Source organism: Anaerosacchariphilus hominis (genome assembly GCF_014290175.1).
In the GTDB taxonomy this organism is placed as follows: Bacteria; Bacillota; Clostridia; order Lachnospirales; family Lachnospiraceae; genus Laedolimicola; species Laedolimicola hominis.
In genome coordinates this window covers 220,033-234,511 of sequence record NZ_JACOOR010000002.1, presented here as the reverse complement: position 1 = coordinate 234,511, position 14,479 = coordinate 220,033, and the positions used below count along the sequence as shown (strand labels likewise).

At 53.8% G+C, this 14,479-nt stretch carries 13 protein-coding genes; all 13 read right to left on the bottom strand.

Annotated elements, in window-relative coordinates:
* Nucleotides 1–109: 109 nt before the first annotated feature.
* The 13 genes from H8S44_RS03620 to H8S44_RS03560 all read right to left on the bottom strand — a co-directional run bounded on the left by H8S44_RS03620 (nucleotide 110) and on the right by H8S44_RS03560 (nucleotide 14,425).
* Nucleotides 110–337: an HPr family phosphocarrier protein gene (locus H8S44_RS03620; RefSeq protein WP_186873209.1), complete on the bottom strand. Its 228-nt coding sequence runs from the start codon at nucleotides 335–337 to the stop codon at nucleotides 110–112.
* Nucleotides 338–611: 274 nt separating this feature from the next.
* A complete protein-coding gene (locus H8S44_RS03615) occupies nucleotides 612–1,280 on the bottom strand; it encodes a thiamine diphosphokinase (protein WP_186873210.1) in 669 nt (222 codons plus the stop codon).
* Entirely contained in the window at nucleotides 1,277–1,933 is a 657-nt protein-coding gene (rpe, locus tag H8S44_RS03610; RefSeq protein ID WP_186873211.1) for a ribulose-phosphate 3-epimerase, read from the bottom strand. Before rpe ends, H8S44_RS03615 begins: the two co-directional genes overlap by 4 nt.
* Before the next feature lies 1 nt (nucleotide 1,934).
* A complete protein-coding gene (gene rsgA, locus H8S44_RS03605; protein WP_186873212.1) occupies nucleotides 1,935–2,813 on the bottom strand; it encodes a ribosome small subunit-dependent GTPase A in 879 nt (292 codons plus the stop codon).
* 20 nt (nucleotides 2,814–2,833) lie between these two features.
* A complete protein-coding gene (gene pknB, locus H8S44_RS03600; protein ID WP_186873213.1) occupies nucleotides 2,834–5,287 on the bottom strand; it encodes a Stk1 family PASTA domain-containing Ser/Thr kinase in 2,454 nt (817 codons plus the stop codon).
* Nucleotides 5,288–5,300: 13 nt separating this feature from the next.
* Nucleotides 5,301–6,026, bottom strand: coding sequence for a Stp1/IreP family PP2C-type Ser/Thr phosphatase (locus H8S44_RS03595; protein WP_186873214.1), 726 nt, complete (start codon nucleotides 6,024–6,026; stop codon nucleotides 5,301–5,303).
* The gene (gene rlmN, locus H8S44_RS03590) at nucleotides 6,019–7,083 is read right to left on the bottom strand and encodes a 23S rRNA (adenine(2503)-C(2))-methyltransferase RlmN (protein WP_186873215.1); all 1,065 of its coding nucleotides are present in this window, start codon (nucleotides 7,081–7,083) and stop codon (nucleotides 6,019–6,021) included. The genes H8S44_RS03595 and rlmN overlap by 8 nt, the downstream gene beginning before the upstream one ends.
* A 9-nt stretch (nucleotides 7,084–7,092) precedes the next feature.
* Nucleotides 7,093–8,445, bottom strand: coding sequence for a 16S rRNA (cytosine(967)-C(5))-methyltransferase RsmB (gene rsmB / locus H8S44_RS03585; RefSeq protein WP_330593538.1), 1,353 nt, complete (start codon nucleotides 8,443–8,445; stop codon nucleotides 7,093–7,095).
* Nucleotides 8,438–9,148: a zinc metallopeptidase gene (locus H8S44_RS03580; RefSeq protein WP_334297558.1), complete on the bottom strand. Its 711-nt coding sequence runs from the start codon at nucleotides 9,146–9,148 to the stop codon at nucleotides 8,438–8,440. Before H8S44_RS03580 ends, rsmB begins: the two co-directional genes overlap by 8 nt.
* A gap of 68 nt (nucleotides 9,149–9,216) precedes the next feature.
* A complete protein-coding gene (fmt, locus tag H8S44_RS03575) occupies nucleotides 9,217–10,149 on the bottom strand; it encodes a methionyl-tRNA formyltransferase (RefSeq protein ID WP_186873216.1) in 933 nt (310 codons plus the stop codon).
* A 6-nt stretch (nucleotides 10,150–10,155) separates the two neighbouring features.
* Nucleotides 10,156–10,635: a peptide deformylase gene (gene def / locus H8S44_RS03570; protein WP_186873217.1), complete on the bottom strand. Its 480-nt coding sequence runs from the start codon at nucleotides 10,633–10,635 to the stop codon at nucleotides 10,156–10,158.
* Nucleotides 10,636–10,703: 68 nt separating this feature from the next.
* Complete coding sequence (priA, locus tag H8S44_RS03565) at nucleotides 10,704–12,959, bottom strand: replication restart helicase PriA (RefSeq protein WP_186873218.1); 2,256 nt, start codon at nucleotides 12,957–12,959, stop codon at nucleotides 10,704–10,706.
* Nucleotides 12,956–14,425 carry a UDP-N-acetylmuramoyl-L-alanyl-D-glutamate--2,6-diaminopimelate ligase gene (locus tag H8S44_RS03560; RefSeq protein WP_186873219.1) on the bottom strand — a complete coding sequence of 490 codons (1,470 nt, stop codon included), beginning with the start codon at nucleotides 14,423–14,425 and terminating at the stop codon, nucleotides 12,956–12,958. The genes priA and H8S44_RS03560 overlap by 4 nt, the downstream gene beginning before the upstream one ends.
* Between the last annotated feature and the right edge of the window lie 54 nt (nucleotides 14,426–14,479).

Below are 14,479 nucleotides of genomic sequence, written 5' to 3'. Positions count from 1 at the left end.
AGAATCCTGTAAACGGTTATATAAAAAGACCCCGGCAGGGTTGTGCGATCACGCGTTCGTTCCCGGCCAGGTTCTTTTTATTACCTTTTTTCACTTTTCTATTTCTGTTTTACGCAGTCGCAAACTTCGAAAGTACCCGGTTGAACTCTCCGTTCTCCCCGTGACATTTCACAGTCAGTACCTGGTTCAGATCCATGCTCAAGACTCCCAGAATGGATTTGGCGTCAATCAGAATTCGATTATAATAAATGTCCACGTCAAAATCGCATTTGCCTGCTTCCTGTACAAACTCCTTGACGTCCTCCGTAGCGTTCAGTTTAATCTTTGTTTCCTGCATTTTCATACACTCCTCAGGGATTAAATACCTATTCTTATTTGTTTTGAACAGGCGATGTTGTTTTGATGGACGTATTATGACAGCAACCTTTTTATTTGTCAATCCCTGCTTTTTCCTGTCCTTTTCACTGGGATTTTTGTGCTTTTTAGAACTTTTACACAAAAAAGAGAACGCAAAAGCAGAGTTCTTCTCTCACTTTTTGTTCTCTCTTTCCACAATTTTCCATATCCCCGCAAAAAAACGTCAGAAGGTATTTTTATTCCCCACACATTTTCTATGCTTTCAGTGGTTCGTCCCGGGACTCGATCAGTACAAAAGTCCCTGATTTCATGCAGATTTCCGCAATATTTTCGGTTATTTCATTGCTGACCCCAAGACTTGCGCTGCCCGTGCTGGTAAAGGTATAATTGGTCAGGGGGTACTTGAAGCCTGTCAGCTCCACACCGGCGACCTCTGTGGTCAGGGGAATCAGGGACACATAGGTTCCGTACTGCTCTTTCTTTTTCAGAATCGTTTCCCCGTCGATGATCCGGATCCGATTGTAGGCATCCAGAATCCGGCAGTCCACACCGGCCTTTTTCGCCAGCATCAGACTCTGGATATTGCCCAGCACATGGTCGAGACGGGTCCCCGTGCCGCCCAGAATCGTAATCTCTGTACTTTTCAGCTCCAGAGCCAGTTCAATGGCGATCTGGGTGTCCGTGGAATCCTTTACCGGATTATAGGTGCGGATGGGAATATCGGTCTGCTTTCGGTAGTAATCCACCAACTCCGGGGCCGCCGTGTCAAAATCTCCCACGATCCAGGTGGGGCGGATCTGATTCTCATAGAGAAACCGAAGACCATTATCCACAGCAATCAGCTGATCCCAGACTTCCTTTTTTAACTGGGAGAGGACAAACTCACGATCGAGTCTGCCTCCGCTCACAATGACTGTTTTCATGCCTCTGTCAGCACCTTCATGAAGTCTCTGACATTTTTGGATATGTCGCCTGCGAATACAGCGGAGCCTGCCACGATGATATTGGCGCCCGCGTCCAGAACCTTCTGCAGGTTATTCAGCTTAATTCCGCCGTCTACCTCGATATCAGTCTCCAGTCCCCGGTCGGTGATCATCTTCCGAAGCTCCTGAATCTTCCGGGTACAGCTCTCAATATACTTCTGTCCGCCGAATCCCGGATTGACCGTCATCAGAAGTACCATGTCCAGATCCTCCAGGATATACTCCAGCTCGGTCAGCGGTGTGGCCGGATTCAGCGCCACGCAGGCCTTTGCTCCGGCCTCCTTGATGGCCGCCACGGTACGGTTCAGATGGGTGCAGGCCTCCGCGTGAACGGTGATGATGTCTGCGCCTGCCTCTGCAAAGGCTTTGATATACTGATCCGGATTGTCGATCATCAGATGTACGTCGAATACCATGACAGAATTCTTACGAATAGACTCCATAATGGGCATGCCGAAGGACAGACTGGGAACGAAATGTCCATCCATCACATCAATGTGCAGATACTCTGCGCCTGCCTCCTCCGCTTTTCTGATATCCTCTCCCAGTGCCGCAAAATTTGCGGCAAGAATTGACGGTGCCAGCTTGTTCATGTCAATACCTCCTCTTTTCTTTCAGTTCTTCATATAATAATTTATAATTCTCGTAACGAATGGGGCTGATCTCCCCGGCCTCCAGAGCCTCCTTTACGCCGCAGCCCGGCTCATGGATATGGGCGCAGCCCTGAAATCTGCATTTGGGCTCGTATCGAGCAAACTCCGGAAAATAGGTTCCCAGCTCCTCCTTCTCCATATCCGGCAGATAGATGGAGCTGAAGCCCGGCGTATCGAAGATAAAGCCGCCCTCCTCCAGGGCAAAGAGCTCCGAATGGCGGGTGGTATGCTTTCCTCTTTCGATCTTCCGGCTGATATTTCCGGTCTCCATCTCTGCCTCGGGCACCAGCAGGTTAATCAACGAAGACTTTCCCACGCCGGAGGGGCCTGCCACCGTGCTGGTTTTTCCCTTCAGAAGAGCTCGAATCTCTCCGAGCCCCTCTTCTCTGGCCGCACTGGTAAAACGCACCTCGTATCCGGCGCTCCGATAGGTCTGCTCCAGAACTGCCAGTTCTTCCTCCGCCGCCAGATCCTGCTTGTTAAAGCAGACCACCACCGGAACCTGCTGATACTCCATCAGTATCAGGAACCGATCCAGCAGATTGAAGTTTGGTCTGGGCTTCGCCGCTGAAAAAATCATCAGCGCCTGATCCACATTGGCCACAGCCGGGCGGATCAGCTGGTTTTTCCGGGGCAGAATCTCTTCGATATTCCCCTTTTTTTCTTCTTCGTTCAGCACTTCCAGCCGAACATCGTCTCCCACCAGAGGCTTTACCTTCTGGTTCCGGAAGCTTCCTTTTGCTTTGCATTCATAGATGCCGGATTCTGCCACGTGAACGTAGTAGAATCCGGCAATCCCTTTTATGATCTTACCTTGCATGTACTTTTGTTTCCTGCATCCTAGTTTGCCTGGGTACTGCCGCCCTCTCCGCCGGTTCCCGGATCCGGAGTCGGAGTGGGAGTGGGCTCCACATAGGCGCCGTATACGGTAATATTGATGGCGGTTCCCTTGGCTACGGATGATCCCTTGGAACTCCAGTCATAGATCCGGTTGGAATCTCCAGCGCTGGAGGCCGCATTTCCCACGGTGGTTCCGCCCAGGGTCAGTCCCGCGGAGGACAGGGCGCTCTGTGCCTGGGAAGCCGTCATGCCGGACAGATCCGGTACATTGACCTTCTCCACTCCTTTGCTCACCCAGATCTTCAGGGTGCTGCCCGAAGATACCGTGCTTCCATTGCCCGGTTCTGTACGGGTCACCAGTCCGCTGGATACGGAAGAGCTGTACTCATAGTCTACTACCACCTTCAGGCCCTTGCCCTGTGCCTTGCTGGTGGCCTCAGACTCGCTCATGCCGCTGTAGTTGCCGATATAGACATCCGTATTCTTTTTACCCTTGCTGACCACATATTTTACCACGGTATCCTTGGTCACCTTTTTGCCTGCCTCAGGGCTCTGGGAAATGATGCTGCCCTCTTCCACCGTATCGCTGTAATCCTGGGAAGCGCCGGCGCTTAAGCCTGCTGCCTTTAAAAGCTCTTTTGCCTTGGCTTCTGTCTTACCGGTCAGAGTCGGAACCTCAATCTCTTTCTCATCCTCCTCTTCCTTGCCCTTGCTGACGATAACCTTCACCACGCTGCTCTTGTCGATCTTCTTACCGAAAGCCGGAGAAGTGGAAATGACCTTACCTGCGGCCACATCGTCGCTGTAGACCTCGGACACATCTGCGGTTAGACCCAGCTCCTTCAGAGCGCTCTCTGCCTTTGCCTGGGTATAACCGGTCACATCCGGAACGGTTACCTTCTCGCCATCTCCACAGATATCTACCACGATGGTGGTATTCTTATCCACTTCTGTGCCGCTTTCCTCGCTCTGGCTGATGATCTGGCCTGCCTCGTACTCATCGGAGGAACGGGTCTCGCCCAGCTTGATGCCCAGCCCCAGCTTATTCAGTTCTTCCTTGGCCTCGGTGTAGCTCATACCAAGCAGATTCGGCACTTCTACGTTTTCATCCAGGACGTCCTCAATCTGGGGCTCATTGTTGTCCTTCTTGGAGGAACCGCCGAAGCCCAGTACCTTACTGATAATCACAATAAAAATGATTACAATGATTACAGCCGCTACGATGCCGCCGATGGTCATGATCTTTTCCAGCTTCGGATCAAGAATGCCTCCATCCTCATCGTCGTCCTCTTCTTCCCCCTCCGGATCCTGCTTTTTCTTATCGCTGCCCTTCAGAAAACCGAAGATACCGCCTTTCTTTTCTGCCTTGCGGCCCCGACGTTCGGTAATGTCCTCGTCGTACTCTTCATCCTCGTAATCGTCATCGTACTCTTCGTCGTCTTCGTAATCCTCATCATCCTCGAAGCCGTCATCCCCGGCGTTCAGGTGATCCAGATAGGCGTATTTTGCTTCTGCCTCATCGGCTGCGGCCGTCGGAATCCGTCCGGTCTCCCGTTTGATTTTTGAAATCTCATCCCGGGTGATAGCTACAGTCTTGGCTCCGTCCGGCACGATCTCCTTGACAAAATTCACATCGGGAGTCAGCAGGGACTGTTTCAGATCCGCGATAAGCTCCGCCACATTGGCATAACGGCGATCCGGGCTTTTTTCCGTACATTTCAGAATAATATGTTCCAGACTCACCGGTACATCCGACGCGTATACCCGCGGAGATACAATATCCTCCTGAAGATGCTTCACAGCCACCACCACCGTGGTCTCGCCATCGAAGGGAACCCGTCCGGTCACCATCTCATACATGACAATACCCAGGGAATAGATGTCGCTCTTGGCGTCACTGTAGCCGCCTCTGGCCTGCTCCGGGGAGGTGTAGTGTACGGATCCCATGGCATCCGCCGTATTCGTATTCGATGATACGGACTTGGCGATACCGAAATCAGTCACCTTCACCTTACCCTCCCGGGAAATGATGATATTCTGAGGTTTAATATCCCGGTGTACGATCTGATTGTTATGGGCAATCTCCAGGCCGGACGCCACCTGAATGGCGATACTGGTCGCCTCCTTGACCGTCAGACGTCCTTTCTTCTCGATATAGGTTTTGAGCGTGATGCCCTCCACCAGCTCCATGACGATATAGAAGATATTCTGCTCATCTCCCACGTCATACACATTTACAATATTCGGATGGGCCAGCGCCGCCGCGGCCTGGGCCTCCTCCTTGAACTTGCGGACGAAATTCTTATCTTCCACAAACTCATCCTTCAGCACCTTTACTGCCACAAAGCGATTCAGCTTGTGGTCTTTTCCCTTGAAGACTTCCGCCATACCGCCGGATCCGATTTTCTCCAGAATCTCATAACGGTCTCCTAAAAACATCCCGATTCTTACCATAATTTCACCTCGTTTAGATACGCTCTATTAATACGACAGCAATATTATCTCTTCCGCCGTTGTGATTGGCTGCACGAATCAACTCCTTTGCGCAGGATTCCAGATCCGTACGCATCTCCACAATCTCCCGAATCTGCTGATCCGTTACCATATTACTCAGTCCATCCGAGCACATCAGAAGGCATTCGCCTTTCCGGAGCTCCGTGTCGAAATAATCCGGTTCCACCGTATCCGACACGCCGATTGCTTTCGTAATAATATTCTTCTCGGGATGATTTCGTGCCTGTTCCTTTGAAATCTCTCCCATACGGACCATCTCCTCCACCAGGGAATGATCCTCTGTGATCTGTTCGATCCGGTCGCCGATCCTGTAGAGACGGCTGTCTCCCACATTGACGACGTAGACCAGATCCTGCTTCACCGTGGCCGCCACCAGGGTAGTTCCCATTCCTGTATAGCTTTCCGACTCCCGCGCTTTCTCGATCAGCTTCTGGTTGGCGTACTGGAACGCGCCCTTCAAAATCTGATGGGGAATGGTCTGCATACTCTTGGACACGGCCTCCTGTACCTTCGCCACCGTATATTCAGAGGCCAGATCGCCCGCTTTGTGGCCGCCCATGCCGTCCGCCACCAGAAACAGGTTCGGGAGATTTCCGATGGGCTCTTCCGATACAAAGATGTAATCCTGATTGATCTCGCGGCATTTCCCGATATCCTTCATGCCCCAGGCTTTAAGCATCTGATTCCTCCTCTCCGGGTTCCCCGCTCTTCAGATAGCGTCTACGGAGCTGTCCGCAGGCACCGTCGATATCACGGCCCATTTCTCTTCTAATAGTAACATTTATCCCGTATTTTTCAAGTTCCTTTTTGAAATTGCCGATGACCTCTTTTTTCGGCTGCACGAAGCTCCGCTCGGTTACCGGATTTACGGGAATCAGGTTTATATGACTGTGAATGGGTTTCGCCAGAGCCGCCAGTCTCCTGGCGTCCTCCGGATGATCGTTCACGCCGCCCACCAGACTGTACTCGAATGTCATCCGCCGCCCGGTTTTCTGATGATAATACGCGCAGGCGTCCAGCACCTCCGACAGGGGATACTTATTGGCAATGGGCATCAGTTCCGCACGCTTTTCCTGTGTCACTGCATGGAGGGACAAAGCCAGTGTAATGGCCAGATTCTCATCCGCCAGCTGCCGGATCCGCGGCACGATACCACAGGTGGACACCGTCAGATTCCGCTGGCTGATGTTCAACCCGTTCTCATCCGTCAAGAGCCGGATAAACCGAAGCAGGTTATCGTAATTATCCAGTGGTTCGCCGGTTCCCATGACCACCACATTGGAGACGCGCTCTCCGCTGTCCTTCTGGATCCGGTAAATCTGATCCAGCATCTCCGAGGGCTTTAAAGAACGCACCACGCCGCCGATGGTGGAAGCACAGAAGCGACAGCCCATACGGCAGCCCACCTGGGAAGAGATACACACGGAGTTACCGTGATGATAACGCATCAGCACGCTCTCAATCACATTGCCGTCCGCCAGACGAAACAGGTATTTGCAGGTTCCGTCCAGCTTCGACCGCTGTACCTCTACGATCTCCAGATTCGTATATTCGTATTCGTTTTTCAGAAGCTCCCGTAAGCTTTTGGAGAGATTACTCATCTCATCGAAGCCGGAAGCCAGCTTCACGTGCATCCAGCTGTAGAGCTGGCCCGCCCGGAAAGCCTTTTCCCCATGGGCCTGAAGCTCCTTCTTAAGTTCCTCCAGGGTCAGGGATTTGATGTCTGTCTGTTCCATAGCAGTTTCCTAATTTTTCTTTCTGAATTTCGCAATGAAAAAGCCGTCGCACGGATGGACGCCCGGAAGCAGCTGTAAGTATCCCTGCTTCGTGGTTTCGCTCCGAAGCTTCTCCGGCAGACAGTCGTCCAGGGACACCGCCTGATATGGAAAATGGGACAGAAACCAGCGGACGTTTTCCTCATTCTCACCCCGGTTGATGGTACAGGTGCTGTATACAAGGGTTCCGCCAGGCTTCACATAAGCCTCCACGGTACTCAGGATTCTTCGCTGAAGCTCCTGTAATTCCTGCTGCTGTTCCTTACTCATGCGGTACTTGATGTCCGTCTTTTTGGACAGGACACCCAGGCCGGAACAGGGTAAATCTGCCAGTAATACGTCTGCTTTTTCCTTTGATGCTTCATCATAAATGCCGGCGTCCTTCACGGATACTCTTACATTTGTCACTCCCAAACGCTCCGCATTATCACGAATCAGGCCTGCCTTGTATTCGGTCAGATCCCGCGCATCCACACTGCCTGTCTCTCCTGTCTTCTCCGCCAGATACAGGCTTTTGCCACCGGGGGCCGCGCACACGTCAATGCAGTGGTCACCCGCTTTCACGCCCGCAATCTCTACTGCCAGCATGGAGCTGACATCCTGAACCTGGAACAGGCCTTCCCGGAATTCATTGAGGCCGCCCAGATAGTCGAAGCCGTCGATCTGCAAGGCTCCGTCCAGATAGGGTGCTGCCTGGACGCGGATGTCCTGCGCCTCCAGTCTGGCTTTCAGCTCTGCCGGACTGATCCGGTTTTTATTTACCCGGATGGTCAGCGGCGCTTTCTCATAAAAGGCTGAGAGCATCGTTTCCGTCTGCTCCCGTCCATAAAGCGTGAGCCACTCCCTCACCATCCACTCCGGCATGGAGTAGCGCACGGACAGATAGCGCACCGGCTCTTTCTCCGGCGGCAGCTTGATCTCTCCCAGATTCCGGGCAATGTTCCGGAGTACGCCGTTCACAAAGCCCTTCAGCTGCCGGAAGCCCTTTTTCTGGGCCAGCTTCACGGCCTCGTTGCAGACCGCGGAATCCGGCACACTGTCCATGTATTTCAGCTGATAGACCGACATCCGCAGGATTTCCCGGATGACCGGCTTCTGTTTTTTTACTTTCACGCTGGAAAACTGATCGATGATGTAGTCCAGCTCGATCCGCCGCTCGAGGGTGCCCTCCACCAGACGGGTCAGAAAGGCGCGCTCCTGCTTTTCCAGATACTGGTATTTATCCAGCACATTCCGAAGCGCGATGTGGCTGTACTCTTCGCCTGCGGAGACCTCCAACAGGACACCCAAAGCCAGCTCACGCATATCCATTCCTTTAGTCACGATTTCTTCTTCCTCCAAAGAGTATCAGGAGACGTAACAGAGACAGAATGGAGGCCGCTGCCGCTGCCACGTAAGTCATGGCCGCCGCGCTTAAGACCTTCTTCGTTCCCCGAATCTCATCTCCGTACAGGATCCCCATATTTCCCAGAATCCGGATCGCGCGGTGGGACGCATCAAACTCCACCGGCAGAGTCACCAGCTGGAACAGCACCCCCAGAGAGAACAGCAGGATTCCCAGATTAATCAGGAAATTGCTACTTCCGAAAATCAGTCCGAGGATGATAATCGGCCAGGCCGCCTGGGTTCCGAAGTTCGCCACCGGCACCAGAGCATTGCGGAAGCGGAGAGGGAAATAATCCTTATCATCCTGCACCGCATGGCCGCATTCATGGGCCGCCACGCCGAGAGCTGCCACGGAGGTGGAATTATAGACCACGTTCGACAGACGTAAAACCCGGTTTTTCGGGTCATAATGATCGGTCAGCTCGCCGCTCACATGCTCGATACGCACGTCGTAAATCCCATTGGCCCGCAGAATCTGATCTGCCACCTGGGCTCCGGTAAGACCGGACATGCTGCGCACCCGGCTGTATTTGGAATAGGTGGTTTTCACCTTGGCCGAAGCCCACAGGGAAATGATCACGCCAATCAGTACTAAAACATAAGTGGGGTCAAAATAATAACCATAGCCATAAGGCATCATGTAACACTCCTTTCATTTATCTGTCCTCGCACAGGGCAGACCGGAATACCAATGAGGGGCTGCTTCGCCTAGCCGAGCTTTGTGCCCGGTTCCAGATGATACCCCCGTAAAAAGGCTCCCGTATCCATCCGTTTCTTACCCTGAAGCTGAAGCTCTGTAATTTCCAGCGCTCCTTCGCCGCAGGCCACACAGATAGTATCCTTCGTCACTCTTATAATCTCCCCACAGACGGCAGTTTCATCCGTCTTCTCACAGACCCGCGCAGACCAGATTTTCAAAGTCCTGTCTCCAAGCTTTGTGTAGGCGCTGGGCCATGGATTCAGACCCCGGATCAGCCGTTCCAGCTTCACTGCACTCTCATTCCAGTCCAGGTCTCCCATATCCTTGGTCAGCATCCGCGCGTATTCCGTTGGGCTTTCGCCCTGTTTTTCGGGCTTTAATTCGCCCTTTTGCAGCTTCTTCAGCGCTTCCACGCAGAGATTTGCGCCAAGTGTACTCAGACGGTCAAAGAGGCTTCCGCCGGTCTCGTCCTCCGCCAGCTCCAGGCTTCCCTTCAGAAGCATATCGCCGGTATCCAGTCCCTCATCCATCTGCATGATGGTCACGCCGCTCTCTTTCTCGCCGTCGATGACCGCCCACTGAATGGGGGCCGCGCCGCGATACTTCGGGAGCAGGGAAGCATGGACATTGATGCAGCCGTACTGCTTCATTTCCAGAATGGATTTCGGAATGATCTGACCAAATGCGATGACTACGATCACATCTGCCTCGGTCTCCCGAAGCTTCTCCAGCACTTCCGGATCCCGCACCTTCTTCGGCTGGTACACGGTCAGGCCATGTTTTAAGGCTGCCTCCTTCACCGGGGTGGGCTGAAGCTCATGACCTCTGCCCTTTGGCTTATCCGGCTGGGACACCACCAAAGTAATCTCATGGCCTGCCGCAATCAGCGCTTCCAGTGTTCCCACGGAAAAATCCGGGGTTCCCATAAATATGATTTTCATACGTCTTTACTCCTCGTCATCATCGCCAGTCTCTACGTCGTAGAGCTCGCCGTCCACCAGATCCACGTACAGCCTGCCGTCCAGATGATCCAGTTCATGACAGATGGCCCGGGCCAGCAGGCCTTCCGCCTCCACCTCGTAGCGCTCCATATTCTCGTCATAGGCTTCTGCCTTTACATAGTTTGGACGCTTCACATTGCCGGCCTTGCCCGGGACGCTTAAGCACCCCTCGCTGCCCTCCTGCTCCCCTGCGGTCTCCAGAATCCGCGGGTTGATCATGGTGTAGGGATGTCCGTCAGTGTCGATGACCACGATGCGCTTCAGGATACCCACCTGGGGAGCCGCCAGACCCACGCCCATGGCCTCGTACATGGTATCGTACATGTCGTCGATGAGCTCCTGAATCTTCGGAGTCACCTCCTTGACCTCCCGGCAGTGTTTCCGGAGAATGTCGTCTCCCAGCTCTCTGATATTTCTGATTGCCAATTTTTTCCTTCCTTTCTCTCCCGTTACCGTCCCCTTCGTTCACAGTAACCGTGAACAGTGGTTTTTCCTTAAAAGGGATTCACAGGATCCATATCAAACTGTATATTGAAGGTGGAAAGCAGCTTCTCTCCAGGAAGCTCTGCCTCCATCCATTCCTTCCATTCTGTTAAGTATGCCATTTCCGTACATTTCAGATACAGAACCTTCCGGTATATGTCCTTCAGCTTGGACAGTCCCGGATCTGACGGGCCAATCAGCTGAATCTCCGGCCGGGTGTGGGACATGGCCAGCTCTTTCAGACGCCCGGCACCCTCGTTCAGCGCTTCCTCATCCCCGGACATCAGGTACAGCGCCATCAGATGGGCCGCCGGAGGATAATTCATCATCCGCCGAAAGTTCATTTCCTGCTCAAAAAATGCTTTGTAATCCTGGGCCGCCGCGGCCACGATGCTGTAGTGATCGGGGCTGTAGGTCTGAATCACCGCCGTTCCCGGCGTAGTGCCTCTGCCTGCCCGGCCCGCCGCCTGCACAAGCAGCTGAAAGGTGCGCTCCGCCGACCGGTAATCTCCCGCATAGAGAGACAGGTCCGCCGCCAGCACGCCCACCAGAGTTACCCCCGGAAAGTCGTGTCCCTTCACAATCATCTGGGTACCCACCAGAATATCGGCCTGCTTCTTTGAAAATGCTTCCAGGATCCGCTCATGGCCGCCCTTTTGCCGGGTGGTATCGAAATCCATTCGGAGGATTCTTGCTCCCGGAAATGCCTTCGCGGCCGCTTCCGCCACCTGCTGGGTGCCCGCCCGGAAAGCTCCGATATAGGCTGAACCGCAGGAGGGGCATTTCTTCGCCGCCCGGGTCTGGTAACCGCAATAGTGACAGACCATCCGGCCGCCGCCATGCAGCGATAATGACACATCACAATGTGGACATTTTATCACATGTCCGCAGGCTCTGCAAGAAACAAAGCCCGCATAGCCTCTGCGATTCAGGAAGAGCATGATCTGCTGGCCCTTTCCCAGACGGTCTTCCATCAGTTCTTTTAACCGGGCGCTGAAGATGGAGCGGTTTCCCATGCGGAGCTCTTCTCTCAGATCCACCACCTCGGTCCCGGGCATGGCCCGGTTCTCAACACGAAACGGCAGTTCATAGAGTTGATAAATACCTTCTCTGGATCGCTCATAGGAATCCACCGACGGCGTAGCCGAACCGAGTACCACATAAGCGCCGCATATGCGCGCCCGCTCGATGGCTGCCTCCCTGGCATGGTAACGGGGGGCATTTTCACTCTTATAGCTGCCCTCATGTTCCTCGTCGATGACGATGATTCCCAGATGGGAAAATGGCGTAAACAAGGCAGAACGGGGGCCTATCATGACCTTCACCTCGCCCCGCCTGGCCCGCTCGAACTGGTCGTAACGCTCCCCGGCAGACAGCTTCGAATGAATAATTGATACCTGATCGCCAAACCGCCGGTAAAACCGCAGCACGGTCTGAAATGTCAATGCAATTTCAGGAATCAGTACGATGGCTTCTTTTCCCTGCTCCAGCACCGCCGCGATCAGTTCCATATAAACCTCGGTCTTGCCGCTGCCAGTGACGCCATGAATCAGGGCCGGCCGCAAATCCCCTGCTGCCGTGCGCGCCACCACATCATCCACGATGGCCTGCTGGGCCGGATAGAGAGTGAAAGGATGGGCCTGTACCTCCGAAGGTCGAATGGGGTTCCGGAAAATGGTATCGGATTCCATACGGATGAGGCCCAGTTCTGTGAGCTTCCGGGCTGTGGCGGCGGTCAGGCCCAGCTCTTTCTGGGCTGTGCCGTAATCCAGCTCTCCCTGTCCGCTCTGTCTGTCCTGCCCGGCCTGATCCAGCAGAGCTTTTAAGATCCGGGCCCTGGCAGTCTGATGCTTTCGTTCCATCTCCGCGAGGGCTGCTTCGGCCTCTTCCCGTGACACTGCCAGCCGCACTTTTCTGGAGATTTTTTCCTGCACACTCTTTTTCACCGGAAGCACTGTTTTCAGGGCCTGGTTCATGGTGGAACCGTAGGTACGGCGCATCCAGGCTGCCAGGGCGATCAGCTGACCCTCCAGCCGGATGCCCTTTTCCGCCAGTCCCAGGATGGGCTTCAGTTTCCCCTCGTCCCATTGGCAGGTATCTGTCAGCTCCAGCACGTAACCTGTCAGGGTCCGTCCCCCATTTCCGAAAGGAACCCGGACCTGCATACCCTCTTTTAAGACGCCCTGCAGTTCTTCCGGAATCCGGTACTGAAAGGTCCGATCCAGCTTCTCCAGGGAAATATCTACGATGATATTGGCAAATTTCACTTTCTACCTAACTCCTCCAGAACCTCCGCGATGAGTACCCGTTCATCCATGGGATGCTTGACACCGCAGATTTCCTGATAGTCTTCGTGGCCCTTTCCGGCCAGTACAATCACGTCGCCGGGCCGGCCATGCTCGATGACGTAGCGGATGGCTTCTTTCCGGTCAATGATCTCCACGTATTTTCCATCCGTCTTGGCAATACCGGTCCTGATATCGTCGATGATGGCCTGGGGCTCCTCAAAGCGGGGATTATCGGAGGTGATGACGGTCAGATCCGCCAGGTTACCGGACACCTCGCCCATCTCGTACCGGCGCAGCTTGGAACGGTTGCCGCCGCAGCCGAAGAGGCAGACCAGACGCTTGGGATTGTATTCCTTTAAGGTGGTCAGCAGACTTTCCAGGCTCATGGCATTGTGGGCATAGTCGATCATCAGAGTGAAATCGTCGGAGACTTTAACCTTCTCGATACGACCCTTAGTCTGTACCACCTCGAGAGCTGCCAGCATATCCTCTTTCGGGATATCGAACTGATGGCAGACCGCTATGGCTACCAGGGAATTGTATACACTGAAACGGCCCGGCATATCGATTTCCACATCGAAATCCATGAGACCGGATACGTGATAATCTACGCCCAGGAAGCCCGGACGATTCACCAGCTTCAGATCGGTGGCCCGGAAATCAGCTTTCTCGGAGAAGCCGTAGGTCTCCACCCGGCAGGTGTGGCCCTTCAGGATATCGCTGCAGTGCGAATCGTCCGCATTGACGATGCCCAGATCGCACTGGCGGAACAGGCGGCTCTTACACTCCATATATTCCTCAAAGCTGGCGTGCTCATTTTCCCCGATGTGGTCGGGGGCCAGGTTCGTGAAAATGCCGATGTCAAACTGGATACCTGCGGTGCGGTGCAGTTTCAGTCCCTGGGAAGAAACCTCCATCACGGCCACCTTACAGCCTGCCTCCACCATCTGGGCGAAATACTCCTGCACCTCATAGGACTCCGGCGTGGTATTGTGGGCCGGGATGTGCTTGTCGCCGATGATGACCTCGATGGTGCCGATGAGGCCGGTAGGGATACCCGCATGCTCCAGGATGGAGCGGATCATAAAGGTCGTGGTGGTCTTTCCCTTGGTTCCGGTGATGCCGATGACCTTCAGCTTTTTCGCCGGATATCCAAAGTAAGCTGCGGAAATCTGTGCCAGGGCATAGCGGGTGTCCTCCACCAGCACCACGGTGGTTCCCTCCGGTACGTCCACCGGGCGCTCGGCCACGATGACTGACGCGCCATTTTCCGCCGCCTCCCCTGCCACGTCGTGGCTGTCGAAGGTGGCTCCCTTGATGCAGACGAACATGCACTCCTTCCTGATTTTCTTCGTATTGTATACAAGCTCGCTCACATTGAGATCAATGCTGCCGCTTACCACTTTGTATCTCAAATCTTTTAGTAATTCCCGTGCTGCTCTCATATACTGCCTCCTCATATTATTCAAAAGCTTTTCAAATCGTCTGTGCCAATGATT